A 21619-nucleotide genomic window follows, 5' to 3' on the forward strand; every position below is an offset into this window, starting at 1 on the left:
TTTCAGGGCTGCTGCGCAGCCCAACGCGGGACAAGCCCGCTCGCCACAACTGTCTATCATTTCCCATAGGATTGGGTCCAACCAGCAATGTTGCGGTTGCGCATGGCCTCTATGGGAGCTGGCGCCAGCCTGCGATGAGGCCCTTGCAGGCTTCGAATTTCCCACAAGCACTAACCCCGTCAGCGGGCGCAGGCCCCAGGCATCACCGCTCTATCGCCAGCGCCACGCCTTGCCCACCACCAATGCACAGCGTGGCCAGCCCTTTCTTCGCATCGCGGCGAATCATTTCATGCAGCAGGCTCACCAGCACCCGGCACCCCGAGGCACCAATCGGGTGGCCCAATGCAATCGCGCCGCCGTTGACGTTGACCTTGGCGGCGTCCCACTCCAGCTCCTTGCCAACCGCCAATGCCTGCGCCGCGAAGGCTTCGTTGGCCTCGATCAGGTCTAGTTCGCCCAACTGCCACCCGGCTTTGGCCAGGCAGCGCTGGGTCGCCGACACCGGGCCGATACCCATGATTGCAGGGTCTACCCCGGCGCTGGCATAGGCGGCAACCTTGGCCAGTACCGGCAGGCCCAACGCTTGGGCTTTGCTGGCGCTCATCAGCAGCACGGCAGCAGCGCCGTCATTCAGGCTGGAAGCATTGCCGGCGGTGACGCTACCGTCCTTCTTGAACGCCGCCCGCAGCTTGCCGAGCGATTCGGCAGTGGTGCCGGCGCGCGGTTGCTCGTCGGTGTCGAACACCAGCGCCTCGCCCTTTTTCTGCGGGATATGAACCGGGGTGATTTCAGCCTTGAAGCGCCCGGCCTCGATGGCCGCCACGGCTTTTTGCTGGGAAGCTGCGGCAAAGGCGTCCTGTTGCTCACGGGTCAGGCTGTACTTTTGCACCAGGTTTTCAGCCGTGATACCCATGTGGTAGTCATTGAAAGCATCCCACAGGCCGTCGCTGATCATGCTGTCGATCAACTGGCCATGGCCCATGCGCTGGCCGGTGCGCGCCGATGGCATCACATAGGGCGCCAAGCTCATGTTTTCCTGGCCACCGGCAATGACCACCTCGGCGTCGCCACAACGGATGGCCTGCGCGGCCAGGTGCAGGGCCTTGAGCCCCGAGCCACAGACCTTGTTCAGCGTCAGTGCCGGCACGGCAAACGGCAGGCCGGCCTTGACCGCGGCCTGGCGTGCGGGGTTTTGCCCGGCGCCTGCGGTCAGCACCTGGCCAAGAATCACTTCATCGACTTGAGCCGGGTCCAGTTGCGTCTGTTGCAGCAATTGGCGGATGACCGCTGCCCCCAGATCGACGGCGGACACACTGGCCAGCGCCCCCTGGAAACTGCCGATGGCAGTACGGGTAGCGGCGACGATGACGACTTCGTTCATTGTTGTTCTCCGAAATGCAGGCACGATTGCCACAGCATCTCTGCGCCGCGCTCATTTGGGAAGTTTGTTTTTCTTTGTGATTGATCTGGTTTGCAAATGAATGGCTGGACGCTGGCCGCATTGATGCCAGGCAAACATGAGGCTGATGAAAACCTTACGGAGTATGTCGGCATTAGGCTGGGCCGGGCCGGGTGCAAGTAACCAGCCGCCGATACGAGAGCGCAGCGATTCCGGCCGTAGCCGTTTTGCATCCCCCCGATGACCCCGTAATATGTGTCGGATTACGTCCGGGGGTAGTCTCACCCTCCATATCAACGCAAACGCTCTCTGTGGCGCTTGCTCAGCCTTAACCTGACGAGGTACAGACATTGGCCATCATTCATCCCAAGGTTCGCGGTTTCATCTGCACCACGACTCACCCGAAGGGCTGCGAGCTCAACGTCCGTGACCAGATCGAAGCCACCCGCAAGCTGGGCGTGCGCGAGGATGGTCCGAAGAAAGTCCTGGTGATCGGTGCGTCCAGCGGCTACGGCCTGGCAGCGCGCATCACCGCAGCATTCGGCTTCAAGGCCGACACCCTGGGTGTGTTCTTCGAAAAACCGGGCAGCGAAACCAAAGCCGGTACTGCTGGCTGGTACAACTCTGCTGCGTTCGACAAGTTCGCCAAGGCTGACGGCCTGTACAGCAAATCGGTCAATGGCGATGCCTTCTCCGATGAAGCCCGCGCCAAGGTCATCGAGCTGATCAAGAACGAAATGGGCGGCAAGGTCGACCTGGTCATCTATTCGCTGGCCTCGCCTGTGCGCAAGCTGCCGCAAAGCGGTGAAGTCATCCGCTCGGCGCTCAAGCCGATTGGCCAGCCGTACAAGTCGACCGCCATCGACACCAACAAGGACACCATCATCGAGGCCAGCATCGAGCCGGCCAGCGAGCAGGAAATCGCCGACACCGTCACCGTAATGGGTGGCCAGGACTGGCAGCTGTGGATCGACGCCCTGGCCGGTGCCGACGTATTGGCCGAAGGCGCGCGGACAGTGGCCTTCAGCTACATCGGCACCGAAATCACCTGGCCGATCTACTGGCACGGTGCCCTGGGCAAGGCCAAGCAAGACCTGGACGAAACCGCCCTGCGCCTGGACCAGAAACTGGCCGGTGAAGTCAAAGGCGGCGCCAACGTGGCGGTGCTCAAGTCGGTGGTTACCCAGGCAAGCTCGGCGATCCCGGTGATGCCGCTGTACCTGTCGATGGTGTTCAAGATCATGCAAGAGAAGGGCGTCCACGAAGGCACCCAGGACCAGCTCGACCGCATGTTCCGCGACCGCCTGTACCGCACCGACGGCGCCCCGGCCGAGGTCGACGAAAAAGCTCGCCTGCGCCTGGACGACTGGGAACTGCGCGATGACGTACAGGACGCCTGCAAGGCCATGTGGCCACAAGTGACCACCGAGAACCTGTTCGAACTGACCGACTACGCCGGTTACAAGAAGCAGTTCTTGAACTTGTTCGGCTTCGAGCGCGCTGACGTCAACTACGACGAAGACGTGGCAACCGATGTGAAGTTCGACTGCATCGAGCTGTAAGCGGCGCAATGCCTGGCGCGGTGGTTCGGGGTAGCGGACCACCGCGTTTGTTTTGAGTACCGGCCGCAATTTTTGCTAGCGTTGGCGCACAACCGCAAAGAGCCGCGCCATGAGCAGCCCCTTCGTTTTTTGCCACACCGCCGCCGACGGCTACCGCCTCGCCGGTTACCGCTGGCGCCATACCCCTGCCGACCCCCAGCGCCCGCTGGTGATCATCAACGCCGCCACCTCGGTGCGTTGCCGTTATTACGCACGCTTTGCCGACTACCTGTTCAGCCAGGGCTTCGATGTACTGACCTACGATTACCGTGGTATTGGTGAGTCGCGCCCGGCGTCCTTGCGCGGGTTCCAGGCGTCCTGGAGCGACTGGGGGCGGCTGGACTTCGAAGCGATGCTGCAACTGGCGGGCGCCGAGCATCCCGGTCAACCAGTGCATGTGGTCGGCCACAGTTTCGGCGGCTGGGCGCTGGGCCTGGCGCCGAGTGCTGCGCAGGTGCAACGGGCGGTGCTGGTGGGCGCGCAGTTCGCCTATTGGCGTGACTACGCCGCAGGGCAGCGCTGGCGGTTGGTGGGCAAGTGGCACGTGCTGATGCCGCTGCTTACCCGCGTGTTCGGGTATTTCCCTGGCAAGCGCCTGGGCTGGCTGGAAGACACCCCCGCCGGCGTGGTGCACGATTGGAGCACGCCCACGGCGCGCTATGAACATCGCCCCAGCGGCCGTTTGCTGAGCAGCTTGCCGTTTTCGCAGGTCAGCGCGGCTACCTTGGCCGTCAGCCTGACTGATGACCCATTCGGCACGGTGGCGGCCACCGAGCGCTTGCTGGCGTACTTGCATGGCAGTGAGCGCCGGCACCTGCGGGTGGCGCCTGGGGATATCGCGGTGGGGGAGATTGGCCATTTCGCGTTCTTTCACGAACGGTTTCGCGAAAGCCTGTGGCCGATTGCGTTGGCGTGGTTGCAGGCGGGGACGCTGCCGGAGGCGGTACCGGGCCGGGTGATCAGTTGAAGGCCCAATCGCGGGTGTAGGAGCGGCCTTGTGTCGCGAAAGGGCTGCGCAGCAGCCCCAGTATCTCGCCGTCATGCAAAATTGCTGGGTCTGCTACGCAGCCCTTTCGCGACACAAGGCCGCTCCTACACTGGCTGCGTGGTAGTGGCCTCGCCCCGCAAGCGGTATCAGGCGAGCCGCGTCAGTGGCTGCCCGGCAAATTTCACCCCCGCCAGCCCGTGCTTGATCAGCGCACGGATGTTGCCATGGTCACTGCCTTCAGGCGTTGCCAGCACGCTGCGGTAGTGCTCACCGAAAGCCAGCAGCGCTTCCTGGTCGCTCAAGCCTTCCAGCAACGCCAGGCCCAAGGTCTTGCACGAACCTTCGTTTTGCCCGGCGGCATTGTGCACACCGCCATTGTCGAACGCCTGGGGCTGGTAGCTGTAGTTGCCGGCAATGAACGCCAAGGTGTCGGCGAACGCGTGTTCGCCACTGGCCAGGCTGGCGCGCAGGGTAGTCAGATCAGTCACGGGGTTTTCCTTTTTCGAACGCCGCTTGCTGCTCGGCGCTGGCTTCTTTCTGGTGTTGGGCTTTCCACTCGGCGTAAGGCATGCCGTAGACCGCCTCGCGGGCGTCGTCCAGGCTCAGCTCCAGCTGGCGCTCGTCAGCGGCGGCTTTGTACCACTTGGACAGGCAGTTGCGGCAGAAGCCGGAGAGGTTCATCAAGTCGATGTTCTGCACGTCGGTGCGCTTTTGCAGATGGTCGACCAGGCGCCGGAACGCGGCGGCTTCGAGTTCAAGCTGTTGTTGTGGGGTCATGGGGTGTCTCTCAGATCATGCGGTTCTTCAGGTGGCGGCCGCCGTTTATCACCAACTGGCTGCCGGTGCTGTACTGGCTTTCGAGCAGAAACAGCACGGCGTCGATCAGCGGCCGGGCGCCGGGTTCGAATTCCAGCAGGGCTTTTTTCAGGGTTTGCTGGCGATAGTGCTCATCGCCGCCTTCCTTGAGGATCAGCAGGCCAGGCAGGATACCGTTGACGCGCACCTTGGGCGCGTACAGTTCGGCGAACGACAACACCATGTTCTGCAGCGCGGCCTTGGTGGCCGCGTAGCCGATGTGGCTCTTGCTGCCGCGCGAGGAGGTCTCGTCGCAGATATGGATGATGTCGGCCTTGTCGACCTTGTTCAGCAACTCGCCCAGGGCCAGGTTCAGGTGGTAGGGCGCCTCTACATGCAGGCGGAACATGGTGTCGAGGTTGTCCAGGCCATCGTCCAGCCACAGCGAGGCGTTGTGAATGACGGCGCGCAGGCCGTCATAGTTGCCGTGCAGGTGGTCGATCAGCGCCTGGCGCTGGTCGGCAACGGTCAGGTCGGCCTGGAACGGGTAGATGTTCGGGTGCGCCGCGTGCGGCTGAATATGCCGGCTGGCGCTGACCACCGTATGGCCGGCCTGCGCCAGTTCCAGCGCCAGGGCCAGCCCGACACGCTGGCTGGCTCCGGTGATGAGGATTGGGCTGTTCATGTTCGGGGCGGTCTGTCGTCTGTCCGTGCGAAGTGCCCCAGCATACCCGAACTAGGTGGCCTTGCGGGCCTGCCCGGCGCCGTCTGAATGGGCGGCAGGCGCGGCATTCAGCCAGCCGGCCAGCAGGCGCGTGGACAGCGGTATGAACAGGTAGACCATTAGCGGCGTCAGCGCCAAGGTGCTGAGCAGCACGCGCGGTAGCAGGTCGAGCGCGCCCAGCCAATGGCCGAACACCAGGTTGAACAGCAGCGAGACCGGGAAGAACGCCAGCCAGATGGCGGTGGCCTGCTTCCAGCGCGGCGGCTTTTGCACCGTTTGGGTGCCGAACCAGTCTTCGATACCGCTTACGCGCGTCTCTCTGGGGCGTTCGAACAGGCCGTCACCGCGTTGCAGCCAGGCCCGGCGCGAGGCCGAATATTCCCAGGCATGCAGGGTGTCTGCGTTGGTAAAACGGAAGATGATCTGAAACTCATCGCCTTCGGCTGGCGGGGCGAGGATGCCTGAGCCGAGGTAGCCGGTGAAGTCGGTAGCCAACTGCTCGCCTTCGTGCAGCCAGGCCAGCAGGTCCTGGTAGCGGCCACGGGCGGCGCGGCGCGACACCATCAAGGTGACGGGGTGGGTAGACATCGTGTATCTCCTGGCGACGGGACTGGCGGGTAGCCGGCCCCTATGGCGTGCGGCCCGGGGTGGTGGGCGACGCAGGCTTGCTTGCAAGAATCGGGCGAGGATTATCGCTGAATCAGGTTACAGATGCTGTGCAGTTAGTCAGAAACCCTTAACTGGCCATTTGCGCATGCAGCTCTGGGTGCACCTGGCGGTGGGCCTGGAGGATGTATTCGCGCAGGCGTTCGATTTCTTCGGCGGGGCTGGCGGTCAGGTCGTAGGCGGCAAGGTTGGCCCCGATGCGCCGGCGCAGCACGCCGTTCAGGCCAATGGCCGGGATGCCGTCCGGGGCAAAGCGCAGGTCGAATTGCGCAGGTGCTTCGGGCAAGCCGCGCACCTCGACCAGCACGCCTTTGAAGGAGATGTCGCGCACCCACAGCGCGCTTGGCTTGCCGCGTGCGCCGAGCAACGGCGCTGGCTGCGGCAGCGACAGGCGCCACGGGCGCAGCATGGGGCCGTCTTCGTAGATGTCGGGGGCGCCGAGCTGCAAGTGCACGGCGTGGAATTCGTCCTCGACCAATTGCAGCGGGAAGCTGATCTGCTGGTTGTCGAGTTTCGCCTGCAGGGTGACTTGCTCGTGGGCCACCAAGCGGGTGAGCAGGGCTTTCAAGCGGCTGTCGCCATTGACCAGCAGGCCCGACATGGGGTCGGCCAGGTTCAGTTGCGGCATGTGCTGCATGTCCTGGATGAAGTCCAGCTCGTCCTGGGAGAGGAGGGCATCTGCGTGCATGGTCGAACTCGATGAAAGCGGATTTGGAGATTTCTTCACGGCGATGGACCGCGCTGGGCGCGCTTGGTTCAGTCGCTCAAGCATTTTGCGCGACGGGCGGTCGGGCACGGGACTTTCGGCGGATGCGGCCTTTTGCCATTGCCGGGTGCTAGTATCCTACGTTTTCACTCAGTTACGGAATGCTCACTCGATGAAAGTCGCCATTATTTCAGGTTCGGTGTACGGCACCGCCGATGAAGTCGCCCGGCATGCCGAGTCGTTGCTCAAGGCTGCAGGTTTCGAGGCCTGGCATGCGTCGCGCGCCACCTTGCAAGACCTGCAAGGCTTCGCCCCTGAGGCGCTGCTGGCGGTCACTTCGACCACCGGCATGGGTGAGCTGCCCGACGGCCTGATGCCGCTTTACAGCGAAATCCGCGATGTACTGCCTGGGGCCTGGCGCGGCTTGCCGGGGGCGGTGATTGGGTTGGGCGATTCCAGTTACGGCGACACGTATTGCGGTGGTGGCGAGCAACTGCGCGAGCTGTTTGCCGAGCTGGGCGTGCGCGAGGTACTGCCGATGCTGCGCCTGGACGCCAGCGAAACCGTCACCCCCGAAACCGACGCCGAGCCTTGGTTGGCCGAGTTTGCAACGGCGCTCAAGAGTTTCCCGTAGGAGCGGCCTTGTGTCGCGAAAGGGCCGCAAAGCGGCCCCGGCGATATCAACGTGGTGCACAATCCTGGGGCTGCTTCGCACCCCGTTCGCGACACAAGGCCGCTCCTACGCGGTCCGCGTTTAGCGTTATTTCGGCGCTTCGCGCAACAACGCCAGCCATGCCTGCGCCGCGCGTGACAGGTAGGCCCCGCGCCGCCAGATAAACGCAATGTCCCAGCGCAGGTACTCCGGCGCCCGCAGAGGCAACCTCACCACCCCCGGCCGCTCCAGGGCGCGTGCGACGATCGCCGGTAACAGCACCACACCTTGCCCTGCCGCCACCAACGCCGCGAGAAAGTCCGCCTGGCCGCTGCGCCCGCCTTCTTTCGGGGTAAACCCCTCTTGCTGGCAAGCACTGAGCAACCGGTCATTGAGCACAAAACTGCGCTGGTACAGCAGAAACGGCGTGTCTGCCAATTGCGCCAGCGCCACGTCAGCTTGCCCGGCCAGTGGGTGATCGGCAGGCAGCAATGCGTCCAGCGGCTCGTTGCAGAACGGCTGGTAATCGAACGCCGAGTCGCTCGGCGTCAGGCTGCCGCCCAGTTCCAGCTCGCCGCTGCTCACCGCCTGCTCAACCATGCGGCTGCCGCCTTCGAGCAATTGCACGGCGATGTTCGGGTAGCGCCGCCGGTATTCGGCGAACAACCCGGCAAACAGCGCATCGCTGCCCAACAGTGGCAAGCCCAGGCGCAGTTCGCCACGCAGCATCTGGTCAAGGTCATCGAGCTCGCCCAGCAATTCCTGGCGCTGGCGCAGCATCACTTCGCCGCGCTCCAGCACGATGCGCCCGGCGGCAGTCAGTTGCAGCTGCGAACCGTGGCGCTCAAGCAGCGGCTGGCCGATGCTCTGCTCAAGTTGCGCAACCTGCTTGCTCACCGCCGACTGGCTGATGTGCAGCGTGCCAGCGGCCTGGGTGAAGCCGCCACGGTGTACCACCTCGATAAAACTGCGCAGCTGTTTGAAGTCCATGCTCGAATTCCATTTTGGAATGTCGAGTAGTCTAACAATTCGCTTCTGGAGTGGGCGGCCCAATTTTACAATGGTGCTGTCGCTGAGGACCCCCGCCCATGAACCCTGTAATCCACAAAACCCTACGCCTGCTGGCTGAGCTTGCGGTGTTGCTTGGCCTGTTTCTGCTCGGTGGCCAACTGGCCGCCTGGTTCGGCTGGCCCATCCCTGGCGGTGTGATGGGCCTGGCGCTGCTGCTGGTGCTGTTTGCCACCGGGGCAGTCAAGCCTGCCACCCTGCAGCGTGGCGCCGGGTTGCTGATGGCCGAAATGCTGCTGTTTTTCATCCCGGCGCTGATGAGCCTGCTGGACTACGGCAGCCTGCTGCGCAGCGAGGGTTGGCGCATTTTGCTGGTGATCGCGCTGAGCACCTTGCTGGTGATGGTCGTCACCGCCGTCACCGTCGAACTGGTCTGCCGCTGGAGGCTGCGCCATGAACCTTGAGCCGATGTCGCTGTTCTGGCTGGCCTTCACCTTGGCCGCATACCTGGGCAGCCGCTGGCTGTATCGGCGCACCGGGCGTTACCTGTTGTCGCCGCTGATTCTGGTGCCGGCGCTGCTGCTGGCAGTGGCAGTGCCGCTGCATACCGCCTATGCCGAATACGCCCGCAACACCCACTGGCTGATGGGCGTGCTGGGCCCGGTGACGGTGGCCTTCGCCGTGCCCATCTGGCAGCAGCGCGCGTTGCTGGCGCGGCACTGGCCGGCGCTGCTGGTGGGCATGCTGGCGGGTAGCGTGGCTTCAATCGGCAGTTCCTGGGCGCTGGCCCGTGGGCTGGCGCTGGACCCATCGGTCAGCCTGTCGCTGCTGCCGCGCTCGATCACCACCCCGTTTGCCATGCCGGTCGCCCAGGACCTGGGCGGCGTGCCGGAACTGACAGCAGTGTTCGTGATGTTCACCGGGGTGCTCGGCGCGGTCTTTGGCGGCATTCTGCTGCGTTGGCTGCCGCTGCGCACGCCGCTGGCCCGAGGTGCGCTGTTCGGCGTTGGCGCCCATGGTGCAGGCGTCAGCCGTGCCCGCGAAGTGGGGCACGAAGAAGGCTCGGTGGCGGGCCTGGTAATGGTGCTCACCGGCCTGCTCAACCTGTTTGCCGCGCCCTTGCTGGTGATGCTGGTGTGACCGTTCGTGCCACAGGCTCGCACGGTCATCAGGCTGGCTGCCAAGGCGACTTAATACCTTCGTATTGCCTTCTAGACTCAGCCTCGACATAGAGAGCACAAGAATGTGCCGAGGTGCCTTGCAATGAACGCAGCCTTGCCCTGTTCACACACTTACACACCGGGATGCCCCTGATGCCACTGGCCGAGATTCCACTGTGCGTCTGGCGCACCCGGAGCCAGGGTTTCACCTTCCGGGGCCAGAGCATTCGATACTGGACAGCAGGGCAAGGAGAGCCTCTGCTATTGCTCCACGGGTTCCCCACTGCCAGCTGGGATTGGCACTATCTGTGGGCACCGCTCACCCAACGCTTCCGCGTGATCGCCTGCGACATGCTCGGTTTTGGCGATTCGGCCAAGCCGCCTGACCACGACTACAGTTTGATGGAGCAGGCCGACCTGCAGCAGGCCTTGCTGGCGCACTTGCGCATCGAGCAGCCGGTGCACCTGCTGGCCCATGACTACGGCGGCAGCGTCGCCCAGGAACTCCTGGCCCGGCACCACGAACAGCGCCTTGAAGTGGCCAGTTGCGTGTTTCTCAACAGCGGGCTGTTCCCCGAAACCTGCCGTATGCTGCTGGCGCAGAAACTGCTGCTCAGCCGCCTCGGCTGGCTGATCGGGCGCTCGTTTGGCCGGGATGATCTGGTTCGCAATGTCACCCAGGTGTTCGGGCCATGCACCCACCCCAGCGAAAGCGCACTGGATGACCTGTGGAGCCTGGTGGCGGCCAACCGTGGGCCGCGGGTGCTGCACAAACTGATCAATTACATCCCGGAACGTTTTGCCTGGCGCGAGCGCTGGGTCGGCGCGCTGCAGCGCGGCGGTGTGCGCTTGCGGCTGATCACCGGGGTTGTCGACCCGCTTTCCGGGGCGCACATGCTCGAACATTACCGGCAACAGGTGCCCGAGGCCGATACCGTGGCCTTGCAGGGTGTTGGCCATTACCCGCACACCGAAGCGCCGGTGCAGGTGTTGCGCCATTATTTGGCGTTTCGTCAGCAGCCGCTGAGCTACATCCCACAGAAAGTCGCCTGGTCCTGAGTCAGGGCGGTGCGCGGTCTTTGTAGGAGCGGCCTTGTGCCGCGAAAGGGCTGCGCAGCAGCCCCGGCGATTGTGCGTGAGGCCAAGATCTTGGGGCCGCTGCGCAACCCTTTCGCGACACAAGGCCGCTCCTGCACAATCACAAGCGACTTGCCTGAGACGGACAAAAAAAAGCCGCTGCAAACGCAGCGGCCAATCGAGACGTAAGATCAAGGAGCTTCAAAATCAACGTCGTTGAACCTGGGCGGGCACTCGAGGCGAGGGGGAGATGCCTTCCGTGCCGGCCAGTGCGATCAGAATAAGCGCTTGATCCTGTGGGAAAAATAGCCGCTTCTGACATTCACCTTTACGGTTCGGGTAAAAGTGAGCGGCGCACTATAACCACGCGCGCCGCCGAATTTGCGTAATGCTATGTAAGCCTTTTCAACGTTCGCCGCTGAACCCCATCCGCCAACTGGTCGCCTGCGCCGCCGCCAGCAGGCGCTTTGCGGCCGGCCCCTGCTCATCGGCATGGAAGATCGAGGTCGGCCCGACCACGGTCATCACCGCTGCCACCTGGCCCATGGCATTGAACACCGGCGCCGACAGTGCATCCACCCCCGGCATCAGCAGGCCATGCACATGGTGCAGGCCACGCTCGCGGATCTGCGCCAGCAACGGCTCATAATCCTCTACGCTTTGCGCCATGGCTGCCAGTTCACGGTCACGCAGTTCGATGGTTTCGCGTTGCGGCAGGTGCGCGGCGAACACCAGGCCTGTGGATGAGCTGAGCAGTGGCAGCACCGAACCCATCTGCGTCACCACCGTCACGGCGCGCACCGCAGGCTCGATGCTGACCACCGTCGCCCCTTGGTTGCCCCACACGGCAATGAAGCAGCTTTCGTTGAGCTCGTCGCGCAGTTGCGACAACGGCAAGGCCGCCACCTTCAGCACATCGATGCTGCCCAACGCTGCCATGCCGACGCGCAACGCTTCGCGGCCCAGGCCGTAATGGTTGGTCGCCGGGTTCTGCTCGGCAAACCCGCTGGCGATCAGTGCTTGCAGGTAACGGTGCACCTTGCTTGCCGGCATCTGCACGTGTTCGGCCAGGCGCGACAACGAGGTCGATGGCGAGAGTTCGGCCAAGGCCTTGAGGATGTCGGTGCCGACCTCTGCCGAGCGGACCTTCTGTTTGCCGTTGTCGGCGCTGGTGCTGGTTTTGGCCATGGGAATTTCTGTGTCGGACATTTCGGATTGGCGCCTTTATAGCTTGACGCCGGCATGGGAGCAAATTACGTTATTCGTAATCTGATTACGATAAAAACAATGCAGACGTGCTGCCAGCCTGTCATCCCCGGGCCTCGCAGCCTGCTGCCCGTAAAGGCTCACGCAGCCCGGAGGCATCGATGAACCGCAGCACCTCCCCCGACCTTCAGTACCTGAGCGGTTTCGGCAACGAATTCGCCAGTGAAGCGCTGCCCGGCGCCCTGCCGGTGGGGCAGAACTCGCCGCAAAAGGCGCCCTATGGGCTGTACGCCGAGCTGCTGTCCGGCACCGCCTTCACCATGGCCCGCAGCGAACTGCGCCGCACCTGGCTATACCGCATCCGCCCCTCGGCCTTGCACCCGCGTTTCCAGCGCCTTGAGCAGCAGCCGCTGGCAGCACCGCTGGGCGCAATCAACCCCAACCGCCTGCGCTGGAACCCGCAGCCGATGCCCGCCGAGCCCACCGACTTCATCGACGGTTGGCTGCCGATGGCGGCCAACTCGGCGGCGGACAAGCCAGCCGGGGTCAGCGTGTACATCTACCGCGCCAACCGCTCCATGGAGCGGGTGTTCTTCAACGCCGATGGCGAGCTGTTGCTGGTGCCTGAGCAAGGCCGGCTGCGCATCGTTACCGAGCTGGGTGTGTTGCAGGTCGAGCCGCTGGAAATTGCGGTGATCCCCCGGGGCATGAAATTCCGCGTTGAACTGCTGGACCCCCAGGCCCGCGGCTACCTTGCCGAAAACCACGGCGCCCCGCTGCGCCTGCCGGACCTGGGCCCCATTGGCAGCAACGGCCTGGCCAACCCCCGTGATTTCCTCACCCCGGTTGCCCATTACGAAGAGGCCCAGGGGCCGGTGCAACTGGTGCAGAAGTTTCTTGGCGAGCACTGGGCGTGCGAGTTGCAGCATTCGCCGCTGGATGTGGTGGCCTGGCATGGCAGCAACGTGCCGTACAAATACGACCTGCGCCGTTTCAACACCCTCGGCACGGTCAGCTTCGATCACCCCGACCCGTCGATCTTCACCGTGTTGACCTCGCCCACCAGCGTGCCGGGCATGGCCAACATCGACTTCGTGATCTTCCCGCCGCGCTGGATGGTGGCCGACAACACCTTCCGTCCGCCGTGGTTTCACCGCAACCTGATGAACGAGTTCATGGGCCTGATCAAGGGTGCCTACGACGCCAAGGCCGAGGGTTTCCTGCCCGGCGGGGCTTCGTTGCACGGGGTGATGAGCGCCCATGGCCCCGACGCCGATACCTGCGACAAGGCCATCGCCGCCGAGCTTGCGCCGCACAAAATCGACAACACCATGGCCTTCATGTTCGAGACCAGCCAGGTGCTGCGGCCAAGTGTGCAGGCCCTCGAAAGCGCGCAATTGCAGGCCGACTACGACAGCTGCTGGGCCTCGTTGCCTAGCACCTTCAACCCGAACCGGAGATAACCGATGAACCACACCGCCATTGCTCGCAGCTGGGTCGAGCACGCCAACGGGCACCGCGACTTCCCGTTGCAGAACCTGCCGCTGGGTATCTTCAGCCGGCCAGGGCAGGCGCCGCGTAGCGGCGTGGCCATCGGTGACGCCATCCTCGACCTTGAGGCCGTGCTTGCCGCAGGCCTGTTCAACGGTTCAGCCAAGGCGGCGGTCGAGGCCATGCAGGGTGGTGCACTGAACGCATTCTTCGCCCTCGGCCGCCCGGCGCGCGTGGCCCTGCGCGAGCGCCTGCTCGGTTTGCTGGCAGAAGGCAGCGAGCACCAAGGGGCGCTGCAAGCGGCGCTGTACCCTGCCAGCGACTGCACCCTGCATCTGCCGGCCAAGGTCGGTGACTACACCGACTTCTACGTCGGCATCCAGCACGCCACCAATGTCGGCAAGCTGTTCCGGCCCGACAACCCGCTGCTGCCCAACTACAAATACGTACCGATCGGCTACCACGGCCGGGCCTCCACCCTGCGCCCGTCCGGCACCGATGTGCGCCGCCCCAAGGGGCAGACGTTGCCAGCCGGGCAAACCGAGCCGAGCTTGGGCCCCTGCGCGCGCCTGGACTACGAGCTGGAGCTGGGTATCTGGATTGGCCAGGGCAACCCGATGGGCCAGGCCATCCCGATTGGCGAGGCCGATGAGCATCTGGCCGGCCTGTGCCTGCTCAACGACTGGTCGGCGCGTGATATCCAGGCTTGGGAATACCAGCCGCTTGGCCCGTTCCTGTCCAAGAGTTTCATCACCACGCTGTCGCCGTGGGTGGTCACCGCCGAGGCGCTGGAGCCGTTCCGTTGCGCGCAACCGGCCCGCCCCGAGGGTGACCCGCAACCGCTGCCTTACCTGCTCGATGCCCGCGACCAGGCCAGCGGCGCCTTCGACATCGAACTGGAAGTGCTGCTGCGCACCGCACGCATGCGCGAGCAGAACCTGCCAGCGCACCGCCTGGCGCTGAGCAACACGTTGAACATGTACTGGACCGTGGCCCAGCTGATCGCCCACCACAGTGTCAACGGTTGCGCGTTGCAGCCGGGCGACCTGTTCGGTTCGGGCACGCTGTCCGGCCCTACGCCGGATTCCTACGGCAGCCTGCTGGAGATCAGCGAGGGCGGCAAACACCCGGTGCAGCTGCCCAGCGGTGAGCAGCGCAAGTTCCTCGAAGACGGCGACGAAGTCATCCTGCGTGCCCGCTGCGTGCGCGAGGGCGTGGCCAGCATCGGCTTTGGCGAATGCCGCGGTACTGTGGTTGCGGCCAACTGAGAGGGCAGGGCGATGGAGCTGTTCGGCTATTACCGTTCCACATCGTCGTACCGGGTACGCATCGCTTTGGCACTCAAGGGCCTGGGTTACCAGGCCATCCCGGTCAACCTGCTCAAGGGTGAGCAGCGCAGCGCGGCGTACCTGGCACTAAACCCCCAGGGCCGCGTGCCGGCCTTGCGGGCGGATGACGGCGAGGTGCTGCTGCAATCGCCCGCCATCATCGAGTACCTCGAAGAACGTTATCCACAGCCCGCGCTGTTGCCAGCCGGCTGCGAGATGCGGGCCAGGGTGCGCGCTGTGGCGGCAATTATCGGCTGCGATGTTCACCCATTGCACAACGTCAGTGTGCTCAACCAGCTGCGCCAACTGGGGCATGACGAGGCGCAGGTGAGCCAGTGGATCAGCCACTGGATCGGCCAGGGCCTGGCGGCGGTGGAGCAGTTTATCGGCGATGGCGGCTACTGTTTTGGCGAGGCGCCGGGGCTGGCCGATGTGTACCTGATCCCGCAGCTTTATGCCGCCGAGCGCTTCAACATCGACTTGAGCCACTACCCGCGCATTCGCCGTGTGGCGGCGCTGGCCGCGCAGCACCCAGCCTTTGCCCAGGCCCATCCTTCCTGCCAGCCAGACACCCCAGCTCAGTGAATCGAACGCTTGCCCGAGGGTAGCTGGGCCAGGCGTTCGCTGAGTTTGAGGCGCTGCACGGGGTCGTCGGTCAGCAGCAGCGCGTGCTCCAGGTCGAAGCGTTCGGCCTGGGGGCATTCCAGTTGCTGGTACAGGTTGGCGCGGCTGAGGTAGTCGTTGACCTGCGCCGGGCCCAGCAGCATCACCCGTTCTGCGTCCACCAGCGCAGCCATGGCGTTGTCGTTGCTGATGTGCAGTTGGCGCAGGTTGCGCGACAGCCGTTGCAGCATCTGCCGCGGTGTGGCGCTGCGCATATGCTCGGCATTCAGTGGCATTTGCGGGCCGTACTGGCGCGCCAGCAGTTCGCGGCAATCGGCAGGGTACAGGCGGCGGCCACCGCAGGGGTCGAGCAGGTGATCGGCGCCGGGTACGCGCAGCAGAAAATGGCCGGGGAAGTTCACCCCCTCCAACGGGATCGACAACCGCTGGGCCAGTTCAAGGGCGATGATGGCCAGCAGCAGCGGCTGGCCGCGACGGCGTTGCAGCACCTTGTCCATCAGCGCGGCTTGCGGGCGCAGCGGGTGGTATTCGTCCTGGGCAAACCCTTGGCTGTTCAGCTCACGCAGCAGCGGCTGGGCCAGTTCGCCCAACGGCAACATCGGCAGGCGCTTGCTCACCTCACGTTGCAGGTTGTGCACCTGGCCCAGGCACGCGGCAGGGTCGACGCTGCGGTCATGTTCGGTGGCCAGCCACAAGGTAGCTTCCAGCAGGGCGACCGGCTCGCGTTCCAGGCAGGCCAGGCAAGCTTGGCGTGGGTTCATAGAAGTCTCCGTCACGCCTGTACTTGTAGCGCTGGCGCAGCCTTTCGTCCAGTGGTCCGGCCGTCACCTGGGCATTGGCCGGCTGCCTATACTGCTAAATGCACCTGCCGGGGAGCCCGTCGATGTTTGCCCTAATGCAAAGCACTCGCACCCAGTCACTGCACCTGTTCACCGACCCGCCCACCGGGTTGAAGGCAGTGGTGGTTATCCACAGTGAACAACTGGGGCCAGCCTTGGGCGGCTGTCGCTACCTGCCGTACGCCGACGACGAAAGCGCCATCGCCGATGCCATCCACCTGGCTCAGGGCATGAGCTACAAGGCTGCGCTGGCCGGGCTGGCGCTGGGCGGGGGCAAGGCGGTGATCGTGCGCAACGCCCATGTCGAAAACCGCGCCGCGCTGTTCGAAGCCTTTGGGCGCTTTGTCGATAGCTTGCAGGGGCGTTTCATCATCGCCGTGGACAGCGGCACCTCGACTCTGGACATGGACTGCATCGCCCAGTCGACGCAGCACGTCACCAGCACAACGGCATCCGGCGACCCCTCGCCGCATGCGGCCATGGGGGTCTTTGCCGGCATTCGCGCAACCGCGATGGCTCGCTTCGGCAGCGATAACCTGGAGGGGTTACGGGTGGCGGTGCAGGGGTTGGGCAATGTGGGCTATGCGCTGGCCGAACAGCTGCATGCGGCGGGTGCCGAGTTGTTGGTCAGTGACTTGGATCAGGGCAAGGTACGCGTTGCAGTGGAGCAATTGAACGCCAAGCCTTTTGCCCATGAGGCGCTGGCCAGCACCCCGTGCGATATCTTCGCGCCCTGCGGGGTTGGGCCGGTGCTCAATGGGCAATCGGTGATGCAACTGCGCTGTGCGGCAGTTGCCGGCTCGGCCAATTACCAGTTGACCCATTTGCAGGTGGCCGACCAATTGGAGCGACGCGGCATTTTGTACGCACCGGATTATGTGATCAACGCCGGTGGGTTGATCTATGTTGCGCTGACCCACCGTGGCGCCGACCACGGCACCATTACCGCGCACCTGGCGGGCATTGCCAGCCGGCTCACCGAGGTGTTCGCCCACGCCCAAGCTGAAAAGCGCTCACCGGCGCGGGTGGCGCAAACGCTCGCAGAGCGGTTGCTCTACGGTTGACGGCAATTACTGCGCCGCTTCACCTTCGAGCAATTCGGCCAGTGCATCTGGTTGGCTCTTGAACGCGCGGGCAAAGACATCGCGGTTTTTGGCCATGTAGATGCCGGCTTCTTCGACCTGCTTCTCGCTCAGCGAAGGCACCGCTTTTTGCAGCACTTCTGCCAGGCGCTCGGCCAGTTCGAGCATCTTGTCGTGACGATCTGCTTCGGCCTTATCCATGAACAAGCGCTCCGGGTCGCGGCTGCTGCGGTATACCACTTCGACGGCCATTCATCACCTCTGTGCCTTTTAGCTTGGTTGGATTTTTACTGTATAGGCATACAGTACATCGACAGGCCCCCGTTGCGCAACCCGAGTGATGGCCTTTTGCACAGAAAAACAGCGTAGCGCAAAGGTGCCCTGCGGCAATCGGCCACCTTCCAAGACAGGGTGTATGGCCCTTTAACTGCATGGCAAAAACGTCATGCACGCCATCCATCATCCTTCTGTCGTATCGGGGAATCGAACATCGTGAACATCAAATGGGCAGACAAGCTGCGCAAGGGCCTGCACGGCTCGGCAGATTCGCTGGGCAACCTGTGTGTGGAAGCGTTCCACTACCTGGCGTTGTTCGGCATCGGCGCAATCACCGCCTATGCGGCGGTGGTGACCTTCATCGACATGCTGGGCAAGGGCGGGATCAGCGTGGACGATATCCTGCTGCTGTTCATCTACCTGGAGCTGGGGGCGATGGTGGGGATCTATTTCAAGACCAACCACATGCCCATCCGCTTCCTGCTCTACGTCGCCATCACCGCGCTGACGCGCCTGCTGATCGGCGATGTGTCGCACCACAAGGCGCCGGATGCCGGGCTGCTGTATGTATGCGGCGGCATCCTGCTGTTGGCGTTTTCCATCCTGGTGGTGCGCTACGCCTCTTACCGTTATCCATCCACGCGGGTGCTGGATGCCAACGGTACGGAAGTCGACGAGGGCAAGTAGGCCTCAGTTGGCAAGACCCGCAGCGGGGAAAGGTGTGCTGCGACGGTGCTCGCCGGTCAGTGCGGCGAGCACTTCCAGCGGGTTCTGCCCAAGCTCGATGGCCAAGCCCAGGCGGATGCTGTCGATAACCCGCTGCAGGCGCACCGGGTCGTTGCGTTGCTCTTTGCTGATCAGGCGCTTGGCGACCACGCCGCTGTCGTCGGAGAGGGTCAGCATGATGCTGCCGTCCAGGCGTTCGATGCTCAGGTTGACCCGGTACTCGGGTGTGAAGGCAGCACTGATTTGGTCGAATGGGTTGTTCATGGTCAAGGTCTGCAATGAATGACTGCAGAAATTGACCGGGCCTGGGCGGGGTTGGTTCAGCCCCGTTGATCGCGGCAAACGAAAACGCCCGGCGCAAGGCCGGGCGTTGTGTCAGTAGTTCAAGAAGCTTGATCAGGCGTCTGGGTCGCTTAGCTCCAGCACCCCGCGCTTGCTGCGCAGCTTGCCGTAGAAGTGTTCCAGCGCGTGGTTGAGCTTGCTGGCGGCGCCGTCTACCGCCTGGTCTAGCGACCCTGCAGTGTGGGTAACCGAAATTGGCGAGTGGCCTTTGGGGCGAGCCTCCATTTGGCAGCGTTTGTCATGGGTGCCAGGCTTGGCGCCGTTGTCGTCGCGCAAGTGGACTTCGATGCGGGTAAGGTCATCCTCGTAACGTTCGAGGTTGCTTTGCAGGGTGGTACGCACCCAATCGTTCAAGCGGACGTTGCCCTGGATCTGGTTGCTGCTGTTGACCTGGATTTGCATGACTTCAATCCTTATTCAGCTTTGCTCGCAGAAGGTGCCGCCAAGCCACTGAGGGCGTTGGTCTTTGTGCGCCTCTTGACTCTAAGGTCAGGCAAGTGGAGAACGAATTCAAGCCCCTATTTGAAAAATAATATGTATTTGGGGTTTTGCCGGGCGCGCCTCACGCACCCGGCAGTCGGTCAGAACGCCACCGACGTTTGCACGTACAAGGTGCGCGGCTCACCGACGTATTTGCCCTTGTTGTTATCGTCGAACGAGCGGGTGTAGTACTGGCGGTTGAACAGGTTCTTCACCCCCACGGCTACCTTCAGGTCCGACAGCTGCGGGCCAAAATCGTAGCCTGCGCGGGTGCTCACCAGCATGTAGCCGGGGATGCGCCCGGTGCTGCCGTCGGCGCTCTCGCTGCCGGTATTGGCGTTGTCGGCGTACTGGCTGCTCTGGAAGCTGCTGTCCAGGTCCAACTGCCATGGCCCGTCGCTGTAACCGACGCCCACCGTGCCTTTGTGGCGCGAGGAGAACGGCACCTGATTGCCTCTGTTCGGGCCATCTTCGCGGATAGTCGCATCCACAAAGGCGTAGCTTGCATGCACATCGAAGCCGCTCAGCGCCGGGCTCAGGCTGTCCAGGGCGTAACGCAGGCTGGTTTCGATGCCCTGGTGGCGCGTCTCGCCACGGGCGATGACACTGTCGTTGCTCTGGTTGCTTTCGTACTGGTTGTCGAAATTAATCAAAAACGCGCCGATCTCCGCTTGCAGGTCGCCATTGTCGTAGCGCGTGCCAACTTCCCAGGTGCGTGCCTTTTCCGGTTTTACTGCACCGCCAGTCACCCGGTTGGGCATCTGGCTGTACTGCACGCTGCCGAACGAGCCTTCGGTGTTGGCGTACAGGTTCCAGTTGTCGGTGAGGTGATACATCACGTTCAGCGCCGGCAGCGCAGTGTTGTAACTGCCCTGGTAGCGACGGCCGTTGAGTTCGTTGGTCTGCTCGGAGTCGATCATCTCGTAGCGCACGCCCGGGGTGATGGTCCAGCGGCCGATGTCGATGCGGTCATCCAGGTAGATGGCGTGGGCTTCGGTGTGGCCGCGGGTGTCGCGGTCGTTGCGGCTGTCGGTGGTGGGCAGCACGTTGGCGTTGGTGTTTTCGCGGTAGCGCAGTTCGTGGCCGGCCTCGTTGACGTAGCGGTAGCCGATGCCCAGTTCATGCCAGCTATCGCCCAGCGCCAGGCCCTGCGAGAAGCGCGTTTCGATGCCGCGCACCCAGTACTCGCGTGGCGACAGCGAGACGAACCCGACCTGTTCCAGGTAACCGCTGCGCAGGGTGTTGGTGTAGAAGCTGTTGACGCTGAACTGGCGGTCGTCCTGCTTGTAGTCGTAGCCGACGTTGAACAAGGTGCGGCGCCCCCAGAACTTGTCCTTCAGGCGCGTCGACTGGTACGGGTCGGCATCGTAGTCGGCGCTGCTGAGGCCGCCCGGCATCTGCGCTTCGCCTTCGTAATACTGCGCCATGGCGTGCAGGCTGTTGGCTTCATCGAGCTGCAGCTTGCCCTTGAGCATCAGGTCGTCGATTTGTGTGTCGCTGTGCTCGCGCCAGTCGCCGCCGCGCGTGCCCGAATACAACAGGGCGCCGCCCAGGCCGTTGTCGTTGGTGCCACCGACCAGCAGGTTGGCGCTGTTCTTGAACCCGTCGTGGCTCGACGAGGGGCTGATCTGGTTTTGCATCGCCGCCTTGAACGTCGCCTCTTCGGGGATGGCGCGGGTGACGAAGTTGACGATGCCGCCGACGTTCTGCGGCCCGTAGCGCACGGCGCCGCCGCCGCGCACCACATCCACGGCATCCATGTTGCCCATGCTCAGCGGCGCCAGCGACAGTTGCGGCTGGCCGTAGGGGGCGAACGGCACCGGGATGCCGTCCATCAGCACGGTGGAGCGCGAGGCCAGGCGCGGGTTGAGGCCGCGAATGCCGAAGTTCAGCGCCAGGTCATGGCTGCCGGTGCCGCTGTTTTCTGGCGCGTTGACGCCGGGTATGCGGTTGAGCACTTCACGCGCCGTGGTGGCGCCGCTGCGTTCGAATGCCTCGCGGCGCACCACATCGCGGGCGCCGGGGTGTTCGAAGACGTTGTCCTGGCGGGCATCGGCCAGCCAGTCGCCGACCACGGTGGACGCGCCCAGCTCGACCGGCGCACCGGCTGCCGGGGTTGGCAGCGGTTGCAGGGTGTAGGCGTTGTCAGCCTCCTGGCGCGCCTGCAAGCCGCTGCCGCGCAGCAGCGCATCCAGGCCTTGGGCGGTGTCGAAACGGCCTTCCAGGCCTGGGCTGCTCAAGCCTTGGGTCACGGCAGAGCCGAACGAGATCAGCGCGCCGCTCTGGCGGCCGAACTGGTTGAGGGCTTGTTCGAGGTTGCCGGGGGCGATGTGGTAGTCGCGGGTTTCGCCAGCCAGGGCGAAGGGGGCAACGAGCAACAGGGCGTAGGCCGGAGGGCGCAGGTACATGTGACGAAGGTCCTGTGAGAAGGGGTTCTGCCTTCTCTGTC

At 63.9% G+C, this 21619-nt stretch carries 23 protein-coding genes and 1 pseudogene; 11 read left to right on the forward strand and 13 right to left on the reverse strand.

Annotated elements, in window-relative coordinates; translation table 11 throughout:
* Window positions 1–202: 202 nt before the first annotated feature.
* Window positions 203–1381 carry an acetyl-CoA C-acetyltransferase gene (locus HU720_RS11445; RefSeq protein WP_186520037.1) on the reverse strand — a complete coding sequence of 393 codons (1179 nt, stop codon included), beginning with the start codon at window positions 1379–1381 and terminating at the stop codon, window positions 203–205.
* Between the two features lie 368 nt (window positions 1382–1749).
* Between HU720_RS11445 and fabV the strand changes: the two genes are divergently transcribed.
* Complete coding sequence (fabV, locus tag HU720_RS11450) at window positions 1750–2961, forward strand: enoyl-ACP reductase FabV (protein WP_186520038.1); 1212 nt, start codon at window positions 1750–1752, stop codon at window positions 2959–2961.
* A gap of 109 nt (window positions 2962–3070) precedes the next feature.
* Window positions 3071–3967 carry an alpha/beta fold hydrolase gene (locus HU720_RS11455; protein ID WP_186520039.1) on the forward strand — a complete coding sequence of 299 codons (897 nt, stop codon included), beginning with the start codon at window positions 3071–3073 and terminating at the stop codon, window positions 3965–3967.
* Window positions 3968–4134: 167 nt separating this feature from the next.
* Here HU720_RS11455 and HU720_RS11460 read toward each other — a convergent pair whose 3' ends face one another.
* From HU720_RS11460 to HU720_RS11480, 5 genes are all read right to left on the reverse strand, one after another.
* Entirely contained in the window at window positions 4135–4476 is a 342-nt protein-coding gene (locus HU720_RS11460; protein ID WP_186520040.1) for a HopJ type III effector protein, read from the reverse strand.
* A complete protein-coding gene (locus tag HU720_RS11465; protein ID WP_186520041.1) occupies window positions 4469–4765 on the reverse strand; it encodes a DUF1244 domain-containing protein in 297 nt (98 codons plus the stop codon). Before HU720_RS11465 ends, HU720_RS11460 begins: the two co-directional genes overlap by 8 nt.
* A 10-nt stretch (window positions 4766–4775) precedes the next feature.
* Window positions 4776–5468, reverse strand: a complete 693-nt coding sequence (folM, locus tag HU720_RS11470; protein ID WP_186520042.1) for a dihydromonapterin reductase — start codon at window positions 5466–5468, stop codon at window positions 4776–4778.
* 51 nt (window positions 5469–5519) lie between these two features.
* The gene (locus HU720_RS11475) at window positions 5520–6095 is read right to left on the reverse strand and encodes an antibiotic biosynthesis monooxygenase (RefSeq protein WP_186520043.1); all 576 of its coding nucleotides are present in this window, start codon (window positions 6093–6095) and stop codon (window positions 5520–5522) included.
* Window positions 6096–6243: 148 nt separating this feature from the next.
* Window positions 6244–6861, reverse strand: a complete 618-nt coding sequence (locus tag HU720_RS11480; RefSeq protein ID WP_186520044.1) for a hypothetical protein — start codon at window positions 6859–6861, stop codon at window positions 6244–6246.
* 190 nt (window positions 6862–7051) lie between these two features.
* On the opposite strand from HU720_RS11480, the gene HU720_RS11485 reads away from it, so the two are divergent.
* On the forward strand, window positions 7052–7513 hold the full coding sequence (locus HU720_RS11485; RefSeq protein WP_186520045.1) for a flavodoxin: 462 nt from the start codon (window positions 7052–7054) through the stop codon (window positions 7511–7513).
* Between the two features lie 126 nt (window positions 7514–7639).
* Here the strand turns inward: HU720_RS11485 and HU720_RS11490 are convergent, their stop codons facing one another.
* Window positions 7640–8521: a LysR family transcriptional regulator gene (locus tag HU720_RS11490; RefSeq protein ID WP_186520046.1), complete on the reverse strand. Its 882-nt coding sequence runs from the start codon at window positions 8519–8521 to the stop codon at window positions 7640–7642.
* Between the two features lie 98 nt (window positions 8522–8619).
* On the opposite strand from HU720_RS11490, the gene HU720_RS11495 reads away from it, so the two are divergent.
* The 3 genes from HU720_RS11495 (at window position 8620) to HU720_RS11505 (ending at window position 10758) form a co-directional block, all read left to right on the forward strand.
* Window positions 8620–9003 (forward strand): CidA/LrgA family protein, encoded by a 384-nt coding sequence (locus tag HU720_RS11495; protein ID WP_186520047.1) that lies wholly within the window; start codon window positions 8620–8622, stop codon window positions 9001–9003.
* Window positions 8993–9679, forward strand: a complete 687-nt coding sequence (locus HU720_RS11500) for an LrgB family protein (protein WP_186520048.1) — start codon at window positions 8993–8995, stop codon at window positions 9677–9679. The genes HU720_RS11495 and HU720_RS11500 overlap by 11 nt, the downstream gene beginning before the upstream one ends.
* Before the next feature lie 173 nt (window positions 9680–9852).
* Window positions 9853–10758, forward strand: coding sequence for an alpha/beta hydrolase (locus HU720_RS11505; RefSeq protein WP_186520049.1), 906 nt, complete (start codon window positions 9853–9855; stop codon window positions 10756–10758).
* Between the two features lie 423 nt (window positions 10759–11181).
* Here HU720_RS11505 and HU720_RS11510 read toward each other — a convergent pair whose 3' ends face one another.
* Window positions 11182–11964 (reverse strand): IclR family transcriptional regulator, encoded by a 783-nt coding sequence (locus HU720_RS11510; protein WP_186520083.1) that lies wholly within the window; start codon window positions 11962–11964, stop codon window positions 11182–11184.
* Between the two features lie 179 nt (window positions 11965–12143).
* On the opposite strand from HU720_RS11510, the gene hmgA reads away from it, so the two are divergent.
* The 3 genes from hmgA to maiA are packed head-to-tail and all read left to right on the forward strand — an operon-like array spanning window position 12144 to window position 15386.
* Window positions 12144–13445, forward strand: coding sequence for a homogentisate 1,2-dioxygenase (gene hmgA, locus HU720_RS11515; protein ID WP_186520050.1), 1302 nt, complete (start codon window positions 12144–12146; stop codon window positions 13443–13445).
* Window positions 13446–13448: 3 nt separating this feature from the next.
* On the forward strand, window positions 13449–14741 hold the full coding sequence (fahA, locus tag HU720_RS11520; protein ID WP_186520051.1) for a fumarylacetoacetase: 1293 nt from the start codon (window positions 13449–13451) through the stop codon (window positions 14739–14741).
* Between the two features lie 12 nt (window positions 14742–14753).
* On the forward strand, window positions 14754–15386 hold the full coding sequence (maiA, locus tag HU720_RS11525; protein ID WP_186520052.1) for a maleylacetoacetate isomerase: 633 nt from the start codon (window positions 14754–14756) through the stop codon (window positions 15384–15386).
* Here maiA and HU720_RS11530 read toward each other — a convergent pair.
* Window positions 15380–16186 carry a tetratricopeptide repeat protein gene (locus HU720_RS11530; RefSeq protein WP_186520053.1) on the reverse strand — a complete coding sequence of 269 codons (807 nt, stop codon included), beginning with the start codon at window positions 16184–16186 and terminating at the stop codon, window positions 15380–15382. The genes maiA and HU720_RS11530 overlap by 7 nt on opposite strands.
* Before the next feature lie 122 nt (window positions 16187–16308).
* On the opposite strand from HU720_RS11530, the gene HU720_RS11535 reads away from it, so the two are divergent.
* Window positions 16309–17328 (forward strand): Glu/Leu/Phe/Val dehydrogenase family protein, encoded by a 1020-nt coding sequence (locus tag HU720_RS11535; protein ID WP_186520054.1) that lies wholly within the window; start codon window positions 16309–16311, stop codon window positions 17326–17328.
* A 6-nt stretch (window positions 17329–17334) separates the two neighbouring features.
* Here the strand turns inward: HU720_RS11535 and HU720_RS11540 are convergent, their stop codons facing one another.
* Complete coding sequence (locus HU720_RS11540; protein WP_186520055.1) at window positions 17335–17598, reverse strand: YebG family protein; 264 nt, start codon at window positions 17596–17598, stop codon at window positions 17335–17337.
* Between the two features lie 240 nt (window positions 17599–17838).
* Between HU720_RS11540 and HU720_RS11545 the strand changes: the two genes are divergently transcribed.
* Window positions 17839–18309 carry a phosphate-starvation-inducible PsiE family protein gene (locus HU720_RS11545; RefSeq protein ID WP_186520056.1) on the forward strand — a complete coding sequence of 157 codons (471 nt, stop codon included), beginning with the start codon at window positions 17839–17841 and terminating at the stop codon, window positions 18307–18309.
* A gap of 3 nt (window positions 18310–18312) precedes the next feature.
* Here the strand turns inward: HU720_RS11545 and HU720_RS11550 are convergent, their stop codons facing one another.
* The 3 genes and pseudogenes from HU720_RS11550 to fecA form a co-directional block, all read right to left on the reverse strand.
* Window positions 18313–18612 carry a DUF3509 domain-containing protein gene (locus HU720_RS11550; protein WP_186520057.1) on the reverse strand — a complete coding sequence of 100 codons (300 nt, stop codon included), beginning with the start codon at window positions 18610–18612 and terminating at the stop codon, window positions 18313–18315.
* A gap of 132 nt (window positions 18613–18744) precedes the next feature.
* Window positions 18745–19092 (reverse strand): HPF/RaiA family ribosome-associated protein, encoded by a 348-nt coding sequence (locus HU720_RS11555; protein ID WP_186520058.1) that lies wholly within the window; start codon window positions 19090–19092, stop codon window positions 18745–18747.
* Window positions 19093–19271: 179 nt separating this feature from the next.
* Window positions 19272–21602 (reverse strand): annotated as a pseudogene (gene fecA, locus HU720_RS11560) (TonB-dependent Fe(3+) dicitrate receptor FecA); the annotation flags it as partial.
* Window positions 21603–21619: the final 17 nt, after the last annotated feature.

It is taken from the genome of Pseudomonas sp. SWRI51 (assembly GCF_014268825.1).
GTDB classification, from domain to species: Bacteria; Pseudomonadota; Gammaproteobacteria; order Pseudomonadales; family Pseudomonadaceae; genus Aquipseudomonas; species Aquipseudomonas farsensis.